Source organism: Peribacillus sp. NPDC097225, assembly GCF_044761955.1.
Lineage (GTDB): Bacteria > Bacillota > Bacilli > Bacillales > DSM-1321 > Peribacillus.
The window spans coordinates 204,116-228,742 of record NZ_JBIWDJ010000002.1 but is presented as its reverse complement, the minus strand read 5'-3'; the positions used below and the strand labels follow the sequence as shown (position 1 = coordinate 228,742).

The window sequence follows — 24,627 nt, the reverse complement described above, 5'->3', positions numbered from 1 at the left end:
GTTACCTCAGAAAAGGGGCGGTTTGTATGTGGAATCGGTGTTATCAAGTTCATTCCGCGAGCTTGCACTAAGGAAATGATCATTAGTTCTAGAATATATACTCGTTGTTTAATTCAAAATCACAGATATTCTCTATCTTTAAAGGTAAGAAATTGGTGTGAAGGCACTTGAAAGAAGGAACATAAATGAATAAGACAATTGGAATAGTGGCACATGTGGACGCTGGGAAAACAACATTTTCCGAACAGCTTCTTTTTTATACGAATAGCATTAAATATAGGGGGCGTGTTGATCATCAGGACGCATTCCTCGATAGCCATGATATCGAGCGGCAACGAGGAATTACGGTCTTTGCAGATCAAGCCATGTTTTCTTACCGAGATTCGAACTATAATCTCATCGATACGCCGGGCCATGTTGACTTTTCACCGGAGATGGAGCGGAGTATTCAGGTGATGGATTATGCAATCATCATCGTCAGTGCAGTGGAAGGCATAGAAGGTCATACTGAAACCGTTTGGGGGCTTCTCCAGAAGTATCAAGTGCCCACTTTTTTCTTTATCAATAAAATTGACCGTGTAGGAGCAGATGTGGATGCTGTAATGAAAGATATACAGTTGAATTTAACCCAGGACGTCTGTAATATCACAGACTCTTTCACAGATGGAGTGATGAAAGAGGAGCTTGTGGAATTTGTCGCTGAACGTAATGAACTCTTACTGGATCATTATATGAATCAAGGTTATAACCAGGATTTGTGGTTTAAGACGATGAAAGATTTGTTTCATGATAATAAAGTATTCCCACTTGCATGTGGGTCAGCACTGCATGGTGTCGGAGTAGAGAGTTTTATGAAAAAGGTTGACCAGTTAACGGCCACGGATTATCGCAGCCAAGGACCATTTGCTGGGCGTGTATATAAGATTCGTCATGATGGTAACGGAACGAGAATAACATTTATCAAAGCATTAAGTGGAACGTTAAAAGTACGAGATGAAATTGAATATGGGGAAGCGGAAGATTCCGTCTTCGAAAAAATCACATCCATTCGCATCTATAATGGTAGTACATTTAAAAACGTAAATCAGGTTGCGGCAGGGGAACTCTTTGCAGTCACCGGTTTATCCTTGGCATCAGTTGGGGATGGTCTAGGACTGATTAAAGAAAGTTCCGTTTTTGACATGATACCGACATTAAAGTCAAAAGTTACATTTGAACCTACTGTGAATATCAAAGAAGCATTACAGTATTTTAAAACTTTGAATGTTGAAGACCCCTCATTGGATGTGTCATGGGAAGAACGCTCTCAAGAAATACACGTTCATGTCATGGGGACCATACAGCTAGAAGTATTGGTGCAGTTGGTCAAGGACCGATTCCTATTAAATATCACTTTTGAAAAGCCTGAAATCCTCTATAAAGAAACAATCGGTACAGACGCTATTGGATATGGACATTTTGAGCCTTTAGGACATTATGCGGAAGTTCATCTTCAATTAGAGCCGGGAGAAAGAAATAGTGGGATTACGTTTGATAATAGATGTCATGCTGATGACCTTACTGTGGGAATACAGAACTTAATCCGCCATCATCTCTTTGAACGGGAACATCATGGCATACTTACAGGTTCTCCCCTTACGGATATACATGTAACACTACTTACTGGACGAGCTCACAATAAACATACATCAGGTGGGGACTTTAGAGAGGCTACATACCGGGCATTAAGGCAGGGATTGGAAAAGGCGGAAAATATCTTGCTTGAACCTGTTTACCTATTTAAGATCAGAGTAGACCTGGACCAGATGGGCCGTGTACTTTCTGATATTCAACAGGCACATGGGAGTTTCGATTCTCCAAAAACGGAAGGTGACAAAGCGATTTTAACGGGTCTCGTACCAGTTGCCACATTTATGGACTATAGTAGCCAACTGGCTTCTTTCACCCAAGGGAAAGGGGCCATAAACTTGACCTTCGCTGGATATGACTTGTGTCATAATCCCAAAGAGGTCATCGAACGGACCGAATATAATAAAAATGCTGATCCCGATTACACCTCATCCTCCATTTTCTGTTCCAAAGGACAAGGGTATACAGTAACGTGGGAAGAGGCCGAGGGAAATATGCATGGACTTCAATAAGAAAAATCATATGGAATTATACAGTTAAAATAAAAAGAAACCAGATGTCGCAGCTAAAATGCTTCATCTGATTTCTCTTCAATGGCAATGGCAGGAGTGCTTTTTGTAAGTGTATCAAGAATCTTTTCTACTTTATCACTATAAGAAAAGTCCCCGTAACAATATGGATAACGGAAATTTTCCTCATTGCCACCACAGTCGTAGAGTTCAGGGTTCTTTTCAACTTGCAGGGCAGAGAACTGTTTTGCTAGCTCCTCAGTATGTTTGCCGCCGGAATTTGCAACGTAATCAATATATCCAATCCCCATATTATAAGATTGGATGATGGTTGAGAAGTCAACGGCTTTTTCGTTCCCATATTCCATGATTCTCTGGAAATGTTTCACGCCATATTCGATGCTTTCATTAGGGTCGGTTATTGTATTGGGAGCGAGACCGGCGGATTCGGATGCTTGCATGGGATCTCCTCCTTTTCCTCGACTTTCTTGTTGCATCACGGCAATCAATGTTAGCGTTTGATCCTCAAGGCCATATTTCTTCAATTCAGATTGAATTTGGGTGCTATATTTTTCAACGATTGCAAACGAGTTCATCTTATTAAGCGGTGTTGATAGTTTTACTGAAAAAGGTGTCTGCAACACTTGTTTTATAAACAGAAATAAAAAAAGCATCATCGATATTATCAGAATGACCTTTGATTTTTTACGTAATCTTCTCATGTTTTCTCCCTATTATCACTTTATCTTCTCTTATTCTACCAAAAAGAATGAGTAATAACTATTTTAGTATTCTTTTAAACATCCACAGTATATAGAACGAGTCTAGTCGTAGAAAGTAACGTATCAGAATCTATTCGCCTTCAATCATTTTTTAAATTGAAGGGCACGAACGATTTATATTTACCGGATGAAAATATATGTTCATGAAATGAGTAAACCATTGTTTTTTACCGGTGTTTTGGTTGCTTTTTATGTAAAGGAAGGCATATGATAAATAAGGAGTCTCAACTAGAAAAGATAATTTAAGATGAAAGAGGATTTTAAATGATTACATTGAAAAGTGAACGAGAAATACATTTGATGCATGAAGCGGGCAAGCTTCTTGCTGAGACGCATAGAGAAATCGCAAAAATGATCAAGCCGGGCGTAACGACTTGGGAAATTGAAGAATTCGTTGAAAAGTTCTTGGCTGATCATGGTGCAACACCGGAACAAAAAGGCTACCAAGGTTATAAATACGCGACGTGCGCATCTGTTAATGATGTAATCTGTCACGGTTTCCCACAGAAGAAGCCACTGAACGAGGGAGATATCGTAACGATCGACATGGTTGTAAGGCTTAACGGAGGATTAGCTGATTCAGCTTGGACATATAGTGTGGGTGAAGTTTCCGAGGAAGCACAACGCTTGATGGATGTAACGAAAAATGCTCTTTATAAAGGAATCGAGGCTGCACAAGTAGGCAATCGTCTTGGAGATATCGGGCACGCCATCCAATCGTATGCTGAAGGAGAAAAATTCTCTGTCGTACGTGATTTCACAGGACATGGTATCGGTAAAACGATGCATGAAGATCCAACCGTGTTACATTACGGTAAACCTGGTAAAGGCGCTCGTTTAAAAGAAGGCATGGTCATCACGATCGAACCTATGTTGAATGCCGGAACATGGCATATGAAAGTGGACAAGGATGGCTGGACAGCAAGAACAACAGACGGCAAACTTTCCGCCCAATATGAACATACAATAGTTATTACAAAAGAAGGACCAATCATACTTACAGAACAATAAGAGATAACAAAAGCGATGACCTAATTTTATGGTCATCGCTTTTGTTGTATCCTCGGTGTAAATTTATTCCAGTAAATACCTCGTCAGAATACTATGAATGAATTTGACAACTAAAATGGACGGTATACATAGTTTAAGTACTAAGGTAATTAGGCACGAAACCCTTTACTAATTTGTGGGTGCGCAGGATAATAAGAAGAAGCTGAACTATTTTGTGACAAACAATATATAAGGGGGGTTGACAGTGAAGAAAGGGGAAAAACTATCTACAACGGTTGAGTCTGTTGGATTAAGCCAGAGAGAATTCTTAACGATTTTTTTACTGCATTCTTTGACGGATAAAGCTAACTATCCACGTGCCATTCATCAAGACCTGAAAAATATGTTTACAGGGAAAGTCCATAGTTATGACTACTTATGTAAAATTTCTAATAATCTCGTCGAATCCGGCCATTTATCATTATATACGAGTAAAGGAAGAAATTATTATCAAATAACAGAAAAAGGGAAAGACCTTTATACATGGTACCAAGAAAATTTCCTGGAACGTTTTTCTGAAGTGAAAAAGGTCATTGACAGGTTTATGTTCGATTTAAAAGGTTCTGGTACGAATCCTCCGGTTGTGAATGAACTACCAGAAGAATACCGCTCTTATTTCTCGAAAATCATTTCTGTGAAGGATCTAGTCCGTTACGTTACTTTGAAGGCCGCTTTCACTAAAAGACCGATTTATATGGGGGAAATTGCCGACTTGTTAAAAAATCAATTCGGCTGGATTGCCTCCAATGGATACTTATATGATTTATCACACGAAATGGAGGAGAATGGGTTACTTGTTGGTAGATGGGAAAGTGAAAAACGAACGAAGCGTTATTTACGGATTACAGATGAAGGACAGCATCACTATAAACAAATTGCCGATTCTGCGGCTTACCAAGTGCAGGAAATCCAAAAGTACCTGGCAAGCGTAGTGACCTTTCTCGAAGAAAAATCCTAACATCTTTCAATCTCCATTTACTTCGTTAAGAACAACTATTGCCTAGTGACTGAAAAGATCAATCATCTCATGTATATGTATATGCTTAAGACGAATCGTTCAGGGGTAAAGTTTAATAAAACTGTTCTTAATTAAGGGGGAATCACAATGAAAGAAAAGCGCGATGAAATGAGTAGTATATATACATTGATTAAGAGCCAGGTCGATAAACTTCCTATTTCAGAATCTAAAAAGAATAAAATGCTGGACCAACTCTTAAAAGTAAAAACGATGACGGTTGATGCTAGGGAGCCACGGATTGCTCTTGTCGGAAGGCGTGGTTCAGGAAAGTCCTCTCTTATTAATTCGATGTTCGGAGAAAAACGGCAATATGTCAGTTCTGTTAAGTCTGGAACGGGTAAAGGCAAATGGCTGTGGTACCCTAGTGAAAACAATCCAAAAATCCGTTTGCTTGACTCTCGCGGTTTGGGAGAAAGTGAGGCGCCTACAGAGGCGTTTGAAGAAGAAACACCAATGGATGAGTTAATTAATGCGGTTACTGGGGAACAGCCGGATGTGTTTCTTTTCTTGATTAAAGCGAAAGAAACCGATTCACGGATTGAAGAAGATTTAAAAGAGCTAAATAAGCTACGGAAAATCGTGAAAAATAAACATCACTATGATGTACCAGTAATCTGTGTGGTTACCCAAGTCGATGAATTGGATCCACCTCATTATAAACAAGTGCCATTTGATGCCCACCCTAAGAAAAAACAGCATATAGATGAAGCAGTTTCGTTGATGGAAAAGCGATTTAAAGAAAGCGACATCCCACTTTTGAATATCATTCCGATTTGTTCTTATATTGATTTTGATGAAAATGGCAATATCGATTACGACATGAGATGGAACATCGATGAGTTATCTACCTACTTGATCGAGGCCTTACCCAGTGAAGCGAAATTAATGACGGCTAAGGCCATGCAAAGTCACTTCGTCAAGAAGAAATTCGCACGGACAATCGTCAGCACATTTACCGCTATTGCCAGTTTAATCGGCGCTGAACCCATCCCATTTGCTGATTTTCCAATATTGACCGGTATTCAAGGACTGATGATTGTAGTGATTGGATTTATCGCGGATAAAGAAATTAACACAAAAACAGCAAGTGAATTCATCGCCGCTCTAGGCATTAATGTCGGATTAGGCCTCCTTGTTAGGGAAGGCGTGCGTGCCGCAGTCCGTTTGATACCCGGCGCAGGTCTAGCTGTTTCGGGTGCTGTAGCGGGAGCCGTAACATATGGCATTGGTCAGGCTGCCATTGCTTATTTCATTGAAGACAAAAGCATGGAGCAAGCGAAAGAAGCATATAAGCATGCTAATAATGTATATGAAAAAGAAGAAAAAGAAGAAATTATCCCTTAATCAATTCGATTAAGGGAATTCTCGAATCATATATATGACTAAAGTGATAAGATATAGGTGAGTTATAGTGATGGACGATACTCGCGAATACTTGTAAGAGTATTTGGTTACATATCTAGAAGGGATGATCGACATGTTTTATCAAACAGACGCGCAAAAAAAATATATAGAAGAATTAGAGCGAGCGATACAGTCCTTCCCGGATCGTTCCGAATCACTTGATGAGTCTAAAGGTTTTCCTTTTGACAACATTCAGGAATTAAAAGCATTCGGTTATCCAATATTAACGTTGGCTAAAGAGTTTGGAGGACAGGGCGGTTCCTTATATGATTTTCTCTTAGCCCAGGAGAAAATTGCAGAATATTGTGGACCAACCGCTTTAGGAATTGGTTGGCATGTTGGGACGGTTTTATCTTTAACGGAGAAAAGGCCGTGGAAAAAAGAGGTCATGGACGAATTTTTCGAAGAAATATCTAGAGGAGCCCTTGTCAATACGGCTGCATCAGAAGCCGGAACGGGTAGTCCCACACGTGGAGGACGTCCTGAAACGACTGCACGTAAGAAAGGCGATAAATGGATACTTAGTGGCCGTAAAACGTTTACGACGCTTTCCCCAGTCCTTGATATTTTTCTTGTTACCGCCTGGGTAACGGAAGAAGAACAGATGGGTACTTTTTTGGTCCATCGAGACGTTCCAGGAGTATCGATAGAAGAAACATGGGATATGATTTCCATGCAGGGAACAGGTAGTCATGATCTTGTCCTAGATGACGTTATCATTCCAGAAAAGTACTATGTCATGCAAAAAAATCCCGGTAAAAGAATACCGGATGCTTGGCTACTGCATATACCAGCTTGTTATCTGGGAATTGCGACCGCAGCAAGAAATTATGCAGTCGAATTTGCAAAGACGTATTCCCCAAATAGTCTACCCGGACCCATCCGCGACCTTCCGAATGTGCAAAGAACAATTGGGGAAATTGAATTGGCATTAATGGAAGCGCGACATTTTCTCTTTTCCGTTGCGGAAAAATGGGAAATGCAACCCGAAAATCATGACGAATTATCAAAAGAATTAGGAGCGGTTAAATTATCGGTCGTCAACAAATCCATAACCATTGTCGACAAGGCGATGAGAGTCGTTGGAGCGAAGAGTCTGCAACGGTCTAATCCGCTGCAACGATATTACCGCGATGTACGTGCAGGACTTCATAATCCACCCATGGATGATGTTACGATTACCACACTTGCGAAATCAGCCCTTTATTAAGAAAAAAGCTATTTAGACACTGAAATGGACCATTCGTTTCAGTGTTTTTTACGTTTAGTTATAGGGAAGCTTTAAATTTCTTTAAGACAAAACTTGTGAGGGATTCTCAGAAGAAGAACCTCATTCTTAGCTTTCATGGGTACAAATTAATGGAGATATTTATCACTTCGTTTTAAGTAAATATTCAATCTAGCTTTTATAGTACGTGAAGGTCTATAGGCGTGTTTGAAGGGAATTATCGAATAATTCAGCCTTCTTGACTGTATACGGATTGACGGTATTTCAACAATCCAGTATCATCAAGTTGAATTACCATTTATAGGATGTGTGCATTGATAAACAACTAGTAATAAACTGTTTGATTTTCGATAGCGAAGGGGGAAAATGATATGAAGTCACTTACAGAAGGACAAATCATTTGGGAACCGACACAAAAGCGGATTGAGCAAACGGGATTGACACACTATGCAAACTGGTTGAAAGAAAAGAAAGGCTTGGAATTTCAAGATTATCAACAACTATGGAAATGGTCAGTCGATGAACTCGAGGAATTTTGGGCATCTGTGTGGGAATTTTGCGAAGTGATTGCAACTAGACCATATGATAGGGTTTTAGCGGATCAGACGATGCCAGGTGCTAAGTGGTTTGAAGGCTCGCGGTTGAATTATGCGGAGAATGCCCTATCGAAAGAACAAGAAGGCAAGACGGCCATTTTCTTTCGTTCCGAGCATATTGTCAATCAAGAAATCAGCTGGAAAGCGCTAAAAGAAAAAGTTGCCTCTGTTTCTCACTCATTAAGAAAACTAGGGGTGAAATCGGGTGATCGAGTTGTTGCATACATGCCCAATATCCCTGAAACCGTCATTGCGTTCTTGGCTACGGCCAGTATAGGTGCCATTTGGTCAAGCTGCTCACCTGACTTTGGGGCAAAAAGCGTCATTGATCGCTTCAAACAGATAGAACCCGTTGTTTTATTTGCTGTTGATGGATATCACTATAATGGAAAGTCGTTCGATAAAACATCCGTAGTTGCCCAGTTACAAAAAGAATTGATTACAGTTAAACATACCGTACTAGTTCCTTACATAGATATAAAGAATCTAGAGCAAAAAATAGAAAATATCATTCCATGGAAAACACTTTTAATAGAATCATCAGAGTTGTCCTTTGAAAGCGTTGCATTCGACCACCCACTTTGGATTCTTTATTCTTCAGGTACCACGGGCATGCCGAAACCGATTGTTCAAGGACATGGAGGAATCATTCTAGAGCATTTAAAAGCCACGCGCCTGCATCAAGATATGACATCTGAAGATACGGTTTTCTGGTTCACAACGACTGGCTGGATGATGTGGAACCTGTTGATGGCCGGACTACTCAATAGGGCGACCATTGTCCTTTATGATGGTAGTCCTTCCTATCCTGACATGGATACACTTTGGAAATTGGCAGAAGATGCAGGTGTGACTTCATTTGGTACTAGTGCTCCTTTTCTTACCAGCTCGATGAAACTAGGCATTAAACCAATCGAAACATATGATCTATCAAAATTAAAATCTCTTTTTTCTACGGGGGCCCCTTTATCAAGTGATGCTTATAAGTGGGTGTATGAACATGTTAAAAAGGATATTTGGCTTAGTTCATCCAGTGGAGGGACTGATGTATGCTCCGGCTTTGTGGGGGGTGTATCCATACTTCCTGTTAGGATTGGAGAAATACAGGGTCGCTCGTTAGGTGTCCATGTTGAAGCATTTGATGAACAAGGGAACTCACTAGTAAACGATGTCGGTGAACTAGTGATCACTAAACCGATGCCTTCCATGCCGCTATATTTTTGGAATGATCATGATGGTGCAAGATACTTCGATAGTTACTTCGATACGTATCCAGGCATCTGGAAGCATGGCGACTGGATTAAGATTGATGATAGAGGCAGCTGCATCATTTATGGACGTTCAGATTCTACCATCAACCGTTCAGGTGTACGCATGGGGACCAGCGATATTTACCGTGTCGTGGAAGCGATGGATGAAGTGATGGAGAGCCTGGTTATTGATAGGGAGGTACTTAGTCGAGGATCATCCTTGCTGCTATTCGTTGTCCTTAAGCAAGGGAACACTCTCGATTCGAATCTGATGACAAAAATCAAAAATGAAATTAGGGAACATGTTTCCCCACGCTTTATTCCAGATGAGATTTATCTCGTCAATAAAATACCAAAAACGTTGAATGGTAAGAAGATGGAAGTGCCAATACGTAAACTACTATTAGGATTCGAATTCGATAAAGTAGTAAATCCCGATTCTATGAGCAATCCTGAATCACTGTCGTTTTTCAAACAGTTGGCAATCGAGTTAAACGAGGAGAGAATCTTTTAAGAAAGATGGGCGGGGTTCAAAAACTCCGTCTTTTATTCGTTTTCTTAATGCTATTTTAATCTATCATTTTGTTAAGCTCATACTGTTGACTGGTAAGGCTTTGCAGACGTAAGGGGTTTAAGTAATATGTTGGGCTCAAATTAGAAGAAAAAATCAAGGATAGTGGCTTTATGGCCATTAAAGACGTACCCATTCAAAGTAACGTACAAGTTTATTTAAACGATATTGGTATTGGAAGGTTCAGACTAGATTAAGAGAAAGGACATCTACTTTGGAGATATGCATACATAGGGAGAGGAGTTAAGTGGATTTTGTAGAGTAATTCATGATTAATTGAATTCGTACTTGATATCACGGAGTTTCATAATGTGATAAAAATTATTTATAGTTCTATACTTCATTAATGGGGACTTGGGGCAACTTTTCATATGAATTAACGTCTATGTAATAAAGGTGGGGATTCTATATGAAAAAATGGTTAGCATTATCATTCTTTGCGCTTAATCTAATGGGGTGTTCAAACAGTAATGAAATGGATGGGGAAAAGCCCCCAAAGGTTCAGATTGAACTGGCTAATGAAGCATATGAAACGAAACTAGGTACTTACTGTTGGAGCGATAACAAAGTAAATACTTGTGTAGATATGGCAGGACCAGTGGAACTATTAGCGGATAAAAAGCCTATTGAGGCACTACCAGGTGAGAAGGTTACCATAAAGATGGATTATGAACCTAAACCAAATGAAATGTATATAACACAGTTTAATGCGAATGAGAAAAATAAAGAAACAGACATTCATTTAAGGGATGATCAGTTTACTGTTCCTAAAGAAAAAGGGATTTACTATTATTCATATAGTGTGTGGTGGATGGATGGAGAAGATGCTACTGTGTCCAAAGGTGATGCTTTGTATGCATTTGTACTAAAAGTTAATTAGGAAGGGGATGTTGGTTGATGATACCTAAATTCTAATAGTGAAAACCCCAAACCAATAAATACCTATTAGTGGTTTGGGGTTTTATTTTGGTAAGTATCAAAACTAGAAGAGTGAATACATTTCTAAAAAGCAACAGGAAGTGAATCAAGACTTTGGGATGAGAGTGAAAACTGCCACTCAACTTTCTCCTTAGGAATATTTAACCTTAAGTTGGGCATTCGTTTTAAAAGCGTAGTGAAGGCAATATCTCCTTCTATACGAGCAAGCGGAGACCCTAGACATACGTGTAGGCCATGTCCAAAGGCGAGGTGACGATCTATCTTACGTTTAATATCTAAATCTTCTGAGTCAGTAAAGACTTTCTCATCACGATTGGCGGCTTTCACCATCACAAGTAGTAAATCTCCTTTTTTGATTTGCTGCCCACCCAATCGTGTATCTTCTTTAGCAAAACGTGGTCCTACAATCGTTGATGGACCATTGAATCGCAATAGTTCTTCAACAGCTGAAGGAACTAAAGTTAAATCAGCCTTAAGCATTTCTAGCTGTTCTGGATGTTCAAATAACATCATAGTGCCAGTTGCAATTAAGTTCGACGTTGTCTCATGACCTGCAAAAATAAGTAAAGTGATCATCGAAATCAATTCTGACTTATCAAGACGCTCACCTTGTTCTTCAATGGCAATCAACTGGCTAATTAAGTCATCGGAAGGATTCTTCCTTTTTTCTTCAACTAACATTTCAGTATATTCCCCGAACTCTTGTAAGTGCTTCCCAACTGTCGGATCTTGTTTACCCAAACCTAGGCCATTAGCGATTGCGGTGGACCAAACTTTAAGCTTTTCACGATCTTCATGGGGCACACCTAACATTTCTGAAATTACGTTTATCGGTAAGGGGTAAGCATAGTCTTTAACAATGTCCATCTCACCTTGAGACTGAACTTGATCCAGTAATTCATCGGCGATTTCTTGAACGCGAGAACGTAACCCTTCCATGTATCGAGGTGTAAAGGCTTTTGAAACTAACATACGTAATCTTCTATGATCTACACCATCGGCAAAGAGCATGGACTTCCCAGTGAAAAAGGTATCGGGCGACGATGAATCTACATCATTAGCCATTTTATCCCTAAAGCTTTTGTCATTCTCAATCGTTTTTGGGTCTACAGTATATATAGCGTGCTGTTTCAAAACTTGAATCGCTTCATCCATATGTACAACTAGCCATGCTTTACTATCTGTTTGGCCAAAAGGGTTTGGAATAGAAATGACAGATCCCGCTTTACGTATTTGCGCGAATATAGAAAATGGATTCTCTTTATTTTCTCCACTTAATAGATTTAGAACTTGCTCTGGCATCATTTGATCTGACTTATTCATGTTCTATCATCCTTCCTAATAAATATTGGTTATTAGTTCATACTCGTGTAAGTTGTCGTAAAGCAAAACTATTTCATTCAAAGAATCCAAAATTATTAATTAATTTGCAGTTTAGTAATAAGTACATGTACTATGATTACTTATTTCACTAACCTCCTTAATTAGAACTTCATCTTACTCAAAACACATTACTTTAATTTGAGTAAGATATTATTAAAGGTTACAATTGATTTTTTTCTTAGTCAATGCGAGTAAAGTACTTTACTGATAGTAGGTATAATGGAGGAATGTTTAGAAATATAGTTTTAAATCTGTATAACTTTGCTTATAAAAGAAATCTATATCTAACTAATTAATTGACTAAAGTGTGTATTCAATTAATAGTTAGGAGTGACACTTGTCCATTTATACTCAGCGAACTTATTAGTGAACGTATTAACGGAATTGCTATCATTCGTAACAAAATCAGACTGGAGGGAAAACGGAAAGGAAACATAATTATAATTATCAGTTTAATTTATGGAAAGCGGCTACAGTTATATTTAACAATTGGGAAGGTTGTGATGTTGAAAAGAATTTATAGATATTATTAGTGTTAAAGTGGAAATCACTAATAAATTCGAATGAATTTATTATTCTGAAATACTTTTATTAAAGTGTTAACCCGTGATTTTTATCATTTTAGTTATATTTATATATATTGATATAGTAATGGGCGTTTTAAGAATATCTTGTTCATTCGTTATACTTTTGATTGATCGAAGCCAGTGAAGTAAACGGATTTTACTAATATATATAATACGGATAGAAGGGAAGGGCGGGTAATATTGATAGTGGGTTTAAAAACAATTCAAGTCAATACACATCCAAAATTGAGAGATATTACTCGTATGGTAAACCAAAGTTTACATAACAATAAAAAAGTATTTTGGATGTTGTTTAATCTAGAATTAAAGACTCTTGGCGGTTTGCTGTTATAACGTATGGTATGGGGAGAATATACAGGCTTGATACAAAATGTGATACAAACACTTGTTATTATCTGGTAAGTAATTTAAAGCGAGACTAATATTAATAATATAAGCAGGAGCTCATATGAATATATTTCTGTTATGGAAATAAAATAACACTGGAGTTTCCAGATTACATTTACTGTGAGTGCATTAAAATGAAAATTGTAAGTGATCCTGATCAAGAATAATCAATAATAGTTTTATAAATTATTTACATTTAATCTTAAATCATTTAAATAGATGAAAACTTGTATGTGTTATAAAAATCATAGAGCTTTAAATAAAAACATAAATTTTGATTCGGTCTCACTTAGTTAAGTATTCTTATGATATGAGACACGGATTGATATTATTTTATAACTTCCTATAATATATATTATGTAAACTAGAATTATTCATTTTGCTCTGTGACAGACTTTCTGCCCTAACCTTTCATGACTGATGACATTAATCTATTATATATTTTACATTCCATTAAAGTGTTACCTTCTTTCCATAGATTCTGTTATACTTTAATATTGATTTCAAGAATAACCACTTTTTGTGATCTTTTTATTAATCTAAAGCCCCATTAGTTCCCGTTGAAAATCAAAATAATTCTAAAGTAATTCCTGCATTTCATAACACTATGGTAGCTGGAATTTTTGATGCTCCAGGTCCTAATGCTGTTCTTTCAGAATTGGGATCAATGTTACAAAGTTTATGTATAAGCACATATGAAAAAGCAGAATTAATTGCTGTTAAACGTTCAATTGGCTCATGAGAATAAAAAGCTCGGATAACCTTAAGCCCAACCCCTCCTTCTCTTTCTAATTTTGGGTGTCAATGGTGTAGTCATTTCCAGAAACCTTTATGTCTTGTTTATCTTATACTTGATAACTAAGATCGGTTTTTATTTTGCAGAAAAGAAGAAGGATTAGCCGTATAAAGCTAGTCCCTTTTACTTTATGTTTAACATCTTATTTTCCTCCCTTCCATAGAAAGGCAGCCATTTCCGGCTGTCTTTTTTATTTCTACATATCTACATAAGAAGGAATACATATGGCTAAAACTAAAAAGAAAACAATAGGCGAACTAACAAATAGTAGAATGTGTTGGGCTTTCGCCCCCTCCACTCGTGTAATCAAGAATAAGAAAGGAAAGGGTTCTTATAATCGTAAAAAGGTTTCCGTATAAAATGCTACACAGGTTTCGCTCTTTAATGCACCAAAAACTTTATAATGCACCAAAACGATTTAATGAGCGGAGCTGAGATAATAAATAAGAGCAGTCCATTTAAGGCGCTGCTCATTCCTATAATATCTATACTAGTGAAGTTTTCTTCTTCCAGTTCCTCATAATGACTTCTCCTTCTCAATGTCCGATAATCTCTCCTTTTAGTAAAAGGAAGTGCCCGACTCGTTATTGAACTAAAGCCCCTATTTGCTCAATAAGTGTATTACTTTTTTAGGTTTTTCCATTATTCTTTGAATTCACAATACGTTCATTTCCTCTTTTAAAGTTCCCTGTGATCTTTGCCAATATCAGTTGCACTGCTTTTTCATTTTCAGCAATGTTAATCTTTTCTAAAATTTTTTCAGCATCTTTACCTTTTAATAATTTTACTTGTTTTCCCTTATAATCGATAAAAACAGTATTACTTTTGGTAATTCTGTAACTAAACGGAGCTTCATCTAATCGTTTTCTATTATCAATATTGCCCACTTATAAACCTCCCTAATAAACTCCGAATCTACATTCCATTTAATCTCATTCGATTCCCGCCCCGTGCTCAAAGGCAATTATTTTGCCCCATTTTCTTTTTCATAAGCATTTCACAGAAAAAGGCCAATCCTACTTGGTTCAGGAATCCTTCCAAAATCTTTTAATATGCAAATACCATTCGAAATATTTTACAGATTTCCTTTTATTGAACGACAATATATTGTTGCTGTCGAACGTAGTTCTGAATTTTTTCATTATATGTTCAAAGGATCTCCAAATAGAATGAAATTTTATTTGGAGACCCAATAATAGATACTATTTCATATGATGTACATGATTATGTGAGACAAAGTGTTACTTTCACCTTGGCTGAATTCTTGTCTGATCCCAAAAAGTCTACTGTTCGACGTTCTACTATTGGATCTAAATTCTTTGGACTTTTCAATTCAGACAAAAAAAGAATCCCATGAAGAATGGAATTCTTAAATCATTCATATTTATACCTTCGTCTCCATTGGCTGCACCGGTATTTCCTCGATCCCTTTATTACCAGCAGACTTTTTTGACCAGTATGTCGCAAGAATGGGTCCGGATATATTATGCCAAGCAGCCGCCAGAACGCTTGGGAGCGCTGCTAACGGTCCGAAATGAGCAGTTGCAAGGGCAACGCCTAATCCAGAGTTCTGCATGCCCACTTCAATTGAAATCGCCCTTCTATTCACTTCATCAAGCCCAAGCGCTTTTGCCGCAAAGTAACCAATCAGAAGTCCGAATCCATTGTGAAGCATGACTGCCGTGAAAATAAGGAACCCAGATGTAGCAATACTGGAGGCGTTTCCTGAAACTACTGCGCTTACAATCGTGATAATAGCTACAACGGATATAAGCGGTAATACGGTTAAGCTTTTCTCTACTATAACTGGGAAAAACTTTTTAATGATCAGACCTAAAACAATGGGAAGAATGATGACTTGAACGATGGACATGAACATTGATGAAAAATTAACCGGCATCCATTGGCCTGCCAGCAACAGCAGAAGCAATGGTGTCATAATTGGAGCCAGTAAGGTTGATACCGAAGTCATAGCAATTGACAAGGGAACATTCCCTTTTGCTAGATATACCATAACGTTCGAGGCGGTCCCGCCTGGTACACAGCCAAGTAACACCAACCCTGCAGCCAATTCAGGTGGTAAATTCATGACTTTCGCAATAAAGAATGCCACTAATGGCATGATGACAAACTGTGCGGCAACACCAATGATTACGGGCAGAGGTTTTGTAATGATGATTTTAAAATCAACTGCCTTTAACGTAAGACCCATTCCGAACATGACAACGCCTAACAATATCGTAATATACCCTCCAAGACCCAAAAAGGGATCTGGAAACATAAAGGCAATGACGGATATTAAGATAACCCAAACAGCAAAATATTTTCCGGCTAACGCACTGAGAGTTTCTAGAACTTTCATCTCGTCACTCTCCTTCTTGCATGAATATTTTACTTGGATTTAATAGATTGTCAGGATCAAGGGCTTTTTTTATTTTTTCCATCACCAAGAGTGACTCCCCATGTTCTTGTTTCTGATATTTTTGTTTACCGACTCCCACTCCATGCTCTCCCGTACATGTTCCGTTGCGTTCAAGGGCGTATAGAACAATTTGTTCATTTAATTGTTTAGCCCTTCCCACCTCTTCTTTATTTTCGTTATCGATCATTAAGAGGATATGATAGTTGCCATCGCCTACATGGCCAACGATTCCACCGGTCAGACCTAATGAATCCACCGTTTCCCTGGCGTGGTGAATGGCTCCAGATAGCTCCGATATCGGCAGGCAGACATCCGTTACCATCAGTTTTTTCCCAGGATGGCCGTGAATATAAGCATAGGCAAGATTATGGCGAGCTTCCCATAGGCGGTTCCTAGCAGCATTATCTGTTTCGAATTCAATATCGAGGCAATTATGTTCTGCTACTATTTCTTTTGTGAAAGCTACATCTTGTTTCAATCCAGCTTCATTCCCATGAAACTCCAAAAATAGCGTAGGGCCTTCGTTATAGCTTGTTTCGCTATGGAGATTCACCTGTTTCATGGATGGCTCATCCACTAGCTCTACCCTTGCGATTGGAATGCCAGCCTGTAATATAGATACTACGCCTTCAACTGCATCATTCAATGAAGGAAAGGATGCTCTTGCGGCCATAATATGCTCAGGAATTCCGTAAACTCTAAGGGTTAATTCAGTAAAACATCCTAGGGTCCCCTCAGAACCAACGAATAGGCCGTTTAGATGGTAACCTGATGATGATTTAGCGGCCAAATTACCGGTATGTATAATTGAACCATCCGCAAGAACCACTTCAAGATCACGGACCTGGTCTCGCATTACACCATATTTAACTGATGTAGTTCCACTAGCATTGGTAGCAGCCATTCCTCCCAGGGTAGCATCTGCTCCCGGATCGACGGAAAAGAATAAACCGTATTTTTTCAATTCTTTGTTCAGTTGAGAACGAGTCACGCCAGGCTGCACCTTTACAAGAAAATCATCACCACGTACTTCCAATACTTTATTCATTAGTGAAAAGTCAATGGTGATACCATGTTGGTATGGGATGACATGCCCTTCTAAGCTAGATCCCAATCCAAAAGGAACCACAGGAACTTTATGTATACTTGCTACCTTTACAACTTCGCTCACTTGCTGCGTTGTTTCTGGAAATACAACAATATCCGGAAGGCTTGTAGCATGATAGGATTCATCTCTGCCATGCAGTTCTCTTACTGTCTGGTTTTCGGTTACTTGACTTTCCGATAGAACTTCTTTTAAAGCCCTTACTAAATCTACGCTAGTTGCTTCCATCTCGATCTCCCACTTTCTAATTAAATATCTGATTGTAATAAAGTAAACGATTTCATAAACGAGTTATTTGTCAAAGAGTCATTATGAATCTTAACAATTGGTCCAACCAGTTTTCATTATACTAAATATTTTGATTTTTTCAACAACTATTCATTTTCTTAAAAAAACACACATTTTATTAGGTTCCTCCAATATCACCATGTATGAAATCTATCTTTTATAAGGGGGAAAGTTATCAATATTGGTCTAACCAATGTTAAGACTCGTATTTATTATGGAAAGTGAAAGTACATTCCACTTATCCGCTTGCTACAATGAGAAATGCTTGTTAAAATGAGTCCACTTATAGTGGGATAAGGATGTGTAATGAGTAATGGATTCTATACCAGTTAAATCGCCAAAAGTATACGAAATAATCTTCAATCAAATTAAAGAATCTTTTATTATCGGGGAACTCAAACCTGGTGATAAGTTACCCTCTGAGCGGGATCTATCCATACGGTTTAAGGTGAGTCGAACTTCTATCAGAGAAGCTCTTCGGGTATTGGAGATTAACGGAGTCATAGAGGTAAGACCAGGCGATGGGAGATTTATAAGACATTCTGAAGTTCAGTCACTGATCAATCAGTTATCTACCACCATCACTGATGCTGAGAATGATATGGTTTATGAAATGCTCGAAGTTCGTAGAGTAATTGAAACTGAGTGTGCATTTTTAGCCGCACAGAAAGCAACCTCGCTAGATTTACAAAAAATGCTTAAGGCTTTAGAAGATATGGCGAATTCAGAACACGATGATGAATTGGGTTTACAAGCAGATCTGTTGTTCCATAATAGTATTGCACAAGCTACAAACAATTCCATATTTGCAGGCCTGGTACATACCCTTAGTGATCAAATGAAAGAAACGATTCAAGCGACTAGACAGCACCGTTTTTCTAAACCAGGTCACTTTCAAGAAACCCTTCAAGAACATAAAGATATCTATATTTCTATCGCATTAAAGGATGCCGACAAAGCCAAGCACCTAATGGATGTCCATATTAAACGTATTAGAGAACAAATGGCCACAGCTACACTTGATAGCATTGGAGATAACGGGGAAAATACGCTTCCAATAGTTTAAAAAAATCGGAAAGGCCGTATTTCATGCTACCGTCCCCTTTTCGCTTCCTACTTCATTGCATATAGTTCGTGGAAAATTTACTAGCTACTTTTTTTGTTTGATTTTGGCACCAGTAATATCAATTTCATTATATTTGCTTTTGTAATATACTTTGTCACCTTTATAATAGATGTTCTTTTGTTCAGTGGTCATCACATTACCATCAGGCAATTCGATTGTTAACATTTGATCACTTTCATTTGAACTTCCCCCAGCCGGAACGAAAGTATTCTTATTCTTGGCTACCTGATTCCATGTGCCAAGAAAAAGGATAAGAGTAAAGATTGCTATGGCTATATATAAAGTCCATTGACGCTTTTTTAATCTATCACTTCTGTTCAATTTAGTTCTCCTTTAGTAAGTTTTTCATAAGTCACAAAATAATGTACTCCTTAAATGGAACTAGTTCAAGAGAAAGGATTTGGAACTTATAACCAGCTTCGGGAATTAGGAAGCTATTACCCTTTCGAAACCTCATAGTATCAGTAATCACACGATATCTATCCATATAGAATAACGTTTTGAAAATAGGATAGCGTGCTTTGTCTTCATTTCATTTTCTCATTTCCAAAGCCAATGCCCTTTTCCTATATATTTTATGACAGTCTGCAAAAAGCCCTACCGCTTCCAGGTATTCCTACATAAAGTATTATAGCTAATCCCTCTTAGGAAAGAAGGCGGTATTTTGAACAGAAGTAAACGATTAAATCGAGGTTTTTGTGTACCAGGGTATAGATGGTGTGGTCCGGGTTGTTCGGGACCTGGTGCACCTACTAACGCGGTCGATTCGTGCTGCAAATCACATGATATTTGTTATGAAAAATATGGACCTTCAGAACACTGTGATCGAATCTTCCAGAATTGTCTTCGTCCATACATGAATACACGTAACAAAATGGGTAGGGATGCTTCCTTATTTTATGGAATTACGAGATTAAATAATAAATTCAGGTGAAGGCACGGCTCACCTTATGATGTAATTAATATAGGGAAAAATCTATTTTATAACCCATGTTTTTTCACTATTTGTCTTACCTGTCGCTCTCTACCTATTATGCTTAGGTTATGAAAGAAAGGGATGGCTCACTTGTCACCTAGAAATAATGCTCTCTAATCAGGAACTCTGGTTAAGCAGGGCTGTATTTAGTGGATACCTTCTGATCACGTGTCTGTCACTTAATTGCTCTTCCATTGAAGAGTCCAATATTACCTGTCACTTTGGTCCATGAAGTGTATGAAATAAGAAAGGTAAAGCCATTTGATATGCTTTACCTCTAAATTTCTATAAAATGATGACAATTCCTTTTTTAGTTTATTGGTCCGTGGTTTTTTGTTGAGTGAAGAAAAAAATGAAAAAAATTATTGGAAGAACTATTAGAAATACATTGTACCTCGAATTTTTTACGGTAGGTATATCAGTTAATGACATTATACTCATTCCCTCTTAATTTAGTTACCATTTCTGGAGGAACGTTGTAATGTTTACTTACGATTTTATTGAAAAAGTCATAATCTTCAAAGGGCAGTGCGGGGACAACTTCTGGGTAACCAAAAATGGGGCCTGAAACATTAATGGAGAAGTCACCGGATGAAACGAATGTGCCCGTAACATGTATGACGTTATTGATGAGTAATATAGCTAAAATAATATCAAGTATATCGATGAAAAGATTTCCCACTTCCTCATGATTCTTTCCCTCTAAACGATGCCCTCCAAAAAGTGGCCCACCTAAAGAGAGGCTAAATCTACCCGGTCTTACAAACACGCCAATAATTGTGATTTGTCCGGTCAATAATAGGATGGCTGTCGTAATTTCAATACTACGCTGAAAGGAGTGAATTATTGTTAAATTGGTATCCTTCTCACAGGATTCATTCAATATCATCACTCCCCATGTAGGCATTTTATTCAGGTAAACAGAAATCTGTCACTTCATTCAATGAATTTTATATTGTGTATGGCTGAATGTATCGCTTCTTCAATTTCTTTGTACCCGGTGCATCGACAAATATTAGAAGAAAGCCATGTTTTGATTTTCTCAGGGGTTGGGTCGTCGTCATTAAGAAGTAAAGCTGTAGCATTCATGATAAATCCAGGTGTACAGTACCCGCATTGAAAAGCAAAATGCTCAACGAATGCCTGTTGTATGGGGGTTTTGTGAAGACCTTCAATAGTAATGATTTCTGTATCATTGGCTTCAATCGCTAATACTAAACATGATTTCATTGGCTGTTTACCCATGATTACCGTGCATGCCCCGCAATCACCATTTAAGCATCCTGGCTTGGCTCCCGTGAATCCTATTTTTCGCAATACATCTAGTAATAGATCTGAGGCCAGTATCTCTCTCTCGTACCTCTCCTGATTAATTTTTAAGCGAATTGTTGTATTTTGATTCCCCAAATTTCTATTCATATTCTTCATCACCCAACTTAGACAAAATAGAAGTTAGCGTATTTTCCAATACAAATAGTCGATATTCATTAGATCCTTCAATGTCATTTAAAATTGAATTAGGCAAGTATTCAAAAGATGCCAAAACTCGGTCTTTATAGGATAAATTCTGGTCATTGAGGGTTTCTTCCATTGGGATCGAACGAAAGGGAAATGGACAAACTCCGCTAAATGCAAAACGTACATAACCGTCTTTTTTCAGGGAAGCCACGGTCAAAAGTGGATATCCCGTATCCCATTGTTGCCGTTTCTTAATACTCAGATGGGGAGCAGGAAGATACTCTTTTTCTGTAAGGATTTGCACTAGAAATTCACCTTCTTCCAGTTGTAATTCTTTATGAAAAACTTTGCTTAATAATAATTTTCTTATTCCTTTAGGTCCTGCAATAATTACAGCACTATCCGCTAATAAGAATGGCAGAACAGACTCTCTATAAAAAATATTCCCACATATATTCCCGCCAATTGTAATCTTATTTCTTGAAGTATAATCTGCAACTTCTTTTGAAGTCTTCGTTAATAAAGGGAAAAGCTTTTTCTCTTCAAAATCGCTTAGGCTCACCATAGAACCAATAATGAGTTCATTATTTTGGAATTCAAATATATTACATTCGTAAATTCCTTTTAAATCTATAATAGCATCGGCGTATACAAGATTCAGTCGTCCTAATGTTATAATCTCTGTTCCTCCACCATAGTACAAAGGAGTCTTTCCTTGAACTTTTAATGTTTGAAAAAGGTCAAGAGCTTCTTGTATGGATTCTGGTTTATAATAATCAAAATGGAAGGGTAACATCAGTGATGCCTCCCTTCTTTCTTCCCTTCCCAAATTAGTTCGGGAAGTAAGGGTAATTGATTTAAAGGTATACCCGCAGCAAGAGATAAACAGTTACCTAATGCAGCTGGCATTCCTAACAGGCCATGTTCACCAAGACCTCTTGCCCCATATGGTGCTTCTAAATGTGGTGTTTCTAAAAACTCACAAATGTATTCGGGATTTTCACCATATCTTAAGGGTCGGTACGTCCTGAATTGCGGGTTAAGGACTCTGCCTACATGGTCGAAATAGAACGTTTCACGACCAGCAAAGGCTAAGCCCATACTCATTGCCCCCATTATTTGACCTTCTGCCGTTTTTTGGTTCAGCACTTTCCCTGCATCGATGACGGATATGGCTCTTACTACCTTATAGGTATATTCATGGGTATCATATTCTACTTCAACCCCTTGTACGCCTACTGTCCATTCAGGTCCTGGGTTCCCTGCTCCCGTTTCGGAATCTAATTTGGAAATATGGGGAGTTATATAATGTCCTCTACCGATGATTTGTCCTCCAATGGCATTTCCATTTGGATAAGTATATCCATAAACTAGCTCCTTGAAAGGAATGCGTATTGTTGGATCACCCTTGAGATATACAATTTCCTGACCGATTTCAATGTCTTCCAGGGGAACTCCTAATACAACCGAAGCAAGTTTCTTGATTTGAAAGATAGCATCTTCAGCGGCTTGGATTGCTGCTCTTCCAGCCATGAACGTTCCACGACTAGCGACCGTCTTCCAATGCTCAGGAGTACTTAGCGTATGGACTCCCATCTGAACATTCACACGATCGACTTCTATCTTCAATTTATCTGATACAATTTGTGCCAACACCGTTTTCGTACCTGTGCCGATTTCCACTACTCCTGATATAAGGTTAACACTCCCATCAGGATTGAATGTTAAAATCACACCGGACCCTGCGTTTGTATCAATGGTGGAATTTTTCCATACGCAAGCTATCCCCTTCGCCAATACTGTTTTGTCACTTTTTCTAATGAACTGTCCTTCTTCCCAATTCATTTTTTTCTTGAGGACATGTATACACTCAGGAAGATTCCCTACGGTACTTGAATTCAACGTAACTTGAGTTGGAGTAGAATGTCCAGGAAGTATCGCATTCCGTTCACGAAGTTCAAGTGGATCCATGCCAAGTTTTTTTGAAAGAGAATCCATGGTCCTCTCAAAAGCAAACAAAACCTCTGCATGGGCAAACCCTCGATATGGAGAGGCGTATGGATGATTTGTATACATACAAAAAGAATCACACCAAACATTTTCAATGTGGTAGGGTCCCGTGCAATCCACTGCTCCAGCACGACTAAGGTCTGTAGCCTTGTCAGCATATGCTCCCCCATCCCAGAGATAAGTCAATTCAGCTACCTTAAGGACCCCAGACTGTGTGCATCCCAGTTTCACTGTCGCATCTAAACCTATATGGCATGGGGATGTAATGATATCCTCTTCACGACTATTTTCCACCTTAACCAACTTTCCACCGACCGCTTTAGAAGCGATATAGGCTAATAGCTCAAGTTGTACTGAGGCTTTACCGCCGAATCCTCCTCCAACCAAAGGAGTGTTTACGACGACTTTTCCGATTTCAACGCCAAAGTAATCGCTTATCAGCCGCTTGATCATGAAAGGAGCTTGCGAAGAAGAAGTGATGAAGACTTTTTGATCTGCATGAATTTCTGCCAATGAACATCTTGTTTCCATTGCAACATGATCAGAAGGAGAAAAGGAGAAATTTTCTTCAACGATTATATCGCTCTCTTGCCATCCACTTTCTTTATCACCTTTTCGGATTTTTGAATGATTTGCTATATTCGTACCTGGTTCAGGATATACCTCGGATATTTTTGTATATGTACCTAAATGGGAATGGAGTAGAGGAGATGAAGGGTTTATGCTTTCAGTCGGAGAATTGACAACAGGCAAAGGTTCATAAACAACTTTTACCTGGTCAGCAGCCATTCTTGCTTGTTTAGGCGTGTCCGCGACTACGAGTGCGACAACTTCACCGTGATAACGGACTTTGTCTTGAGCTATGGGATAACGATCTCTAATCTCTTCTCCTGTTAGGGGTAAATTTCCGCCTGTTATGATTGCACGGACCCCACTGATTTTTTCAGCTTTCGATATATCAATCTTTCTAATTAGTGCATGAGCATAAGGACTGATCACCTTTTTAACGGAAAGGATATTTGCATGATGATGATCTCCTGTATACCGGGCTTGACCGGTCACCTTATCCCACGCATCTTTACGAATCACACATTTTCCAATGATATCCATATA

Annotated in this window: 20 protein-coding genes; 10 read left to right on the top strand and 10 right to left on the bottom strand. The window is 38.4% G+C overall.

The features are described from left to right. The first annotated feature begins 185 nt into the window (after positions 1-185). A complete protein-coding gene (locus ACIQXH_RS06955; protein ID WP_403122848.1) occupies positions 186-2,141 on the top strand; it encodes a GTP-binding protein in 1,956 nt (651 codons plus the stop codon). Positions 2,142-2,194: 53 nt separating this feature from the next. On the opposite strand, the gene ACIQXH_RS06950 is transcribed toward ACIQXH_RS06955, so the two are convergent. Then, on the bottom strand, positions 2,195-2,860 hold the full coding sequence (locus tag ACIQXH_RS06950; RefSeq protein WP_402872907.1) for a lysozyme family protein: 666 nt from the start codon (positions 2,858-2,860) through the stop codon (positions 2,195-2,197). A 324-nt stretch (positions 2,861-3,184) separates the two neighbouring features. Between ACIQXH_RS06950 and map the strand changes: the two genes are divergently transcribed. From map to ACIQXH_RS06920, 6 genes are all read left to right on the top strand, one after another. Next, a complete protein-coding gene (gene map, locus ACIQXH_RS06945; RefSeq protein ID WP_402872909.1) occupies positions 3,185-3,931 on the top strand; it encodes a type I methionyl aminopeptidase in 747 nt (248 codons plus the stop codon). 244 nt (positions 3,932-4,175) lie between these two features. Next, positions 4,176-4,928, top strand: a complete 753-nt coding sequence (locus ACIQXH_RS06940) for a PadR family transcriptional regulator (RefSeq protein WP_402872911.1) — start codon at positions 4,176-4,178, stop codon at positions 4,926-4,928. Positions 4,929-5,075: 147 nt separating this feature from the next. Next, complete coding sequence (locus ACIQXH_RS06935; protein ID WP_402872913.1) at positions 5,076-6,332, top strand: GTPase family protein; 1,257 nt, start codon at positions 5,076-5,078, stop codon at positions 6,330-6,332. A 124-nt stretch (positions 6,333-6,456) separates the two neighbouring features. Then, on the top strand, positions 6,457-7,602 hold the full coding sequence (locus tag ACIQXH_RS06930; RefSeq protein WP_403080084.1) for an acyl-CoA dehydrogenase family protein: 1,146 nt from the start codon (positions 6,457-6,459) through the stop codon (positions 7,600-7,602). A 389-nt stretch (positions 7,603-7,991) separates the two neighbouring features. Further along, positions 7,992-9,980 (top strand): acetoacetate--CoA ligase, encoded by a 1,989-nt coding sequence (locus tag ACIQXH_RS06925; RefSeq protein ID WP_403080083.1) that lies wholly within the window; start codon positions 7,992-7,994, stop codon positions 9,978-9,980. A gap of 466 nt (positions 9,981-10,446) precedes the next feature. Beyond that, a complete protein-coding gene (locus tag ACIQXH_RS06920; RefSeq protein ID WP_403080081.1) occupies positions 10,447-10,917 on the top strand; it encodes a hypothetical protein in 471 nt (156 codons plus the stop codon). A 122-nt stretch (positions 10,918-11,039) separates the two neighbouring features. On the opposite strand, the gene ACIQXH_RS06915 is transcribed toward ACIQXH_RS06920, so the two are convergent. Beyond that, a complete protein-coding gene (locus tag ACIQXH_RS06915; RefSeq protein ID WP_403080077.1) occupies positions 11,040-12,299 on the bottom strand; it encodes a cytochrome P450 family protein in 1,260 nt (419 codons plus the stop codon). A 2,054-nt stretch (positions 12,300-14,353) separates the two neighbouring features. Here ACIQXH_RS06915 and arfA point away from each other — a divergent pair. Further along, positions 14,354-14,488, top strand: a complete 135-nt coding sequence (arfA, locus tag ACIQXH_RS06910) for an alternative ribosome rescue factor ArfA (RefSeq protein ID WP_403122845.1) — start codon at positions 14,354-14,356, stop codon at positions 14,486-14,488. 270 nt (positions 14,489-14,758) lie between these two features. Here the strand turns inward: arfA and ACIQXH_RS06905 are convergent, their stop codons facing one another. The 3 genes from ACIQXH_RS06905 to ACIQXH_RS06895 all read right to left on the bottom strand — a co-directional run bounded on the left by ACIQXH_RS06905 (position 14,759) and on the right by ACIQXH_RS06895 (position 17,884). After that, positions 14,759-15,016 (bottom strand): hypothetical protein, encoded by a 258-nt coding sequence (locus ACIQXH_RS06905; protein WP_402872971.1) that lies wholly within the window; start codon positions 15,014-15,016, stop codon positions 14,759-14,761. Positions 15,017-15,513: 497 nt separating this feature from the next. After that, the gene (locus ACIQXH_RS06900; protein ID WP_402872973.1) at positions 15,514-16,491 is read right to left on the bottom strand and encodes a bile acid:sodium symporter family protein; all 978 of its coding nucleotides are present in this window, start codon (positions 16,489-16,491) and stop codon (positions 15,514-15,516) included. Between the two features lie 4 nt (positions 16,492-16,495). Further along, positions 16,496-17,884, bottom strand: a complete 1,389-nt coding sequence (locus ACIQXH_RS06895; RefSeq protein ID WP_403122843.1) for an FAD-binding oxidoreductase — start codon at positions 17,882-17,884, stop codon at positions 16,496-16,498. Positions 17,885-18,257: 373 nt separating this feature from the next. Here ACIQXH_RS06895 and ACIQXH_RS06890 point away from each other — a divergent pair, with 373 nt between their 5' ends. Further along, complete coding sequence (locus ACIQXH_RS06890) at positions 18,258-19,010, top strand: FadR/GntR family transcriptional regulator (protein WP_403122840.1); 753 nt, start codon at positions 18,258-18,260, stop codon at positions 19,008-19,010. An 84-nt stretch (positions 19,011-19,094) separates the two neighbouring features. Here ACIQXH_RS06890 and ACIQXH_RS06885 read toward each other — a convergent pair whose 3' ends face one another. Then, positions 19,095-19,391 (bottom strand): hypothetical protein, encoded by a 297-nt coding sequence (locus ACIQXH_RS06885; RefSeq protein WP_403122838.1) that lies wholly within the window; start codon positions 19,389-19,391, stop codon positions 19,095-19,097. A 343-nt stretch (positions 19,392-19,734) separates the two neighbouring features. On the opposite strand from ACIQXH_RS06885, the gene ACIQXH_RS06880 reads away from it, so the two are divergent. Then, positions 19,735-20,004 (top strand): Parvovirus coat protein VP1-like protein, encoded by a 270-nt coding sequence (locus tag ACIQXH_RS06880; RefSeq protein ID WP_402872983.1) that lies wholly within the window; start codon positions 19,735-19,737, stop codon positions 20,002-20,004. 460 nt (positions 20,005-20,464) lie between these two features. Here the strand turns inward: ACIQXH_RS06880 and ACIQXH_RS06875 are convergent, their stop codons facing one another. From ACIQXH_RS06875 to ACIQXH_RS06860, 4 genes are read right to left on the bottom strand one after another with little or no spacing between them, the layout of a single operon-like run. Further along, complete coding sequence (locus tag ACIQXH_RS06875; protein ID WP_402872986.1) at positions 20,465-20,935, bottom strand: hypothetical protein; 471 nt, start codon at positions 20,933-20,935, stop codon at positions 20,465-20,467. Positions 20,936-20,982: 47 nt separating this feature from the next. Beyond that, positions 20,983-21,465: a (2Fe-2S)-binding protein gene (locus tag ACIQXH_RS06870; protein ID WP_402872989.1), complete on the bottom strand. Its 483-nt coding sequence runs from the start codon at positions 21,463-21,465 to the stop codon at positions 20,983-20,985. Then, positions 21,458-22,300, bottom strand: coding sequence for an FAD binding domain-containing protein (locus ACIQXH_RS06865; protein WP_402959421.1), 843 nt, complete (start codon positions 22,298-22,300; stop codon positions 21,458-21,460). The genes ACIQXH_RS06870 and ACIQXH_RS06865 overlap by 8 nt, the downstream gene beginning before the upstream one ends. After that, complete coding sequence (locus ACIQXH_RS06860) at positions 22,300-24,624, bottom strand: xanthine dehydrogenase family protein molybdopterin-binding subunit (protein ID WP_403122835.1); 2,325 nt, start codon at positions 24,622-24,624, stop codon at positions 22,300-22,302. The genes ACIQXH_RS06865 and ACIQXH_RS06860 overlap by 1 nt, the downstream gene beginning before the upstream one ends. Positions 24,625-24,627 lie beyond the last annotated feature (3 nt).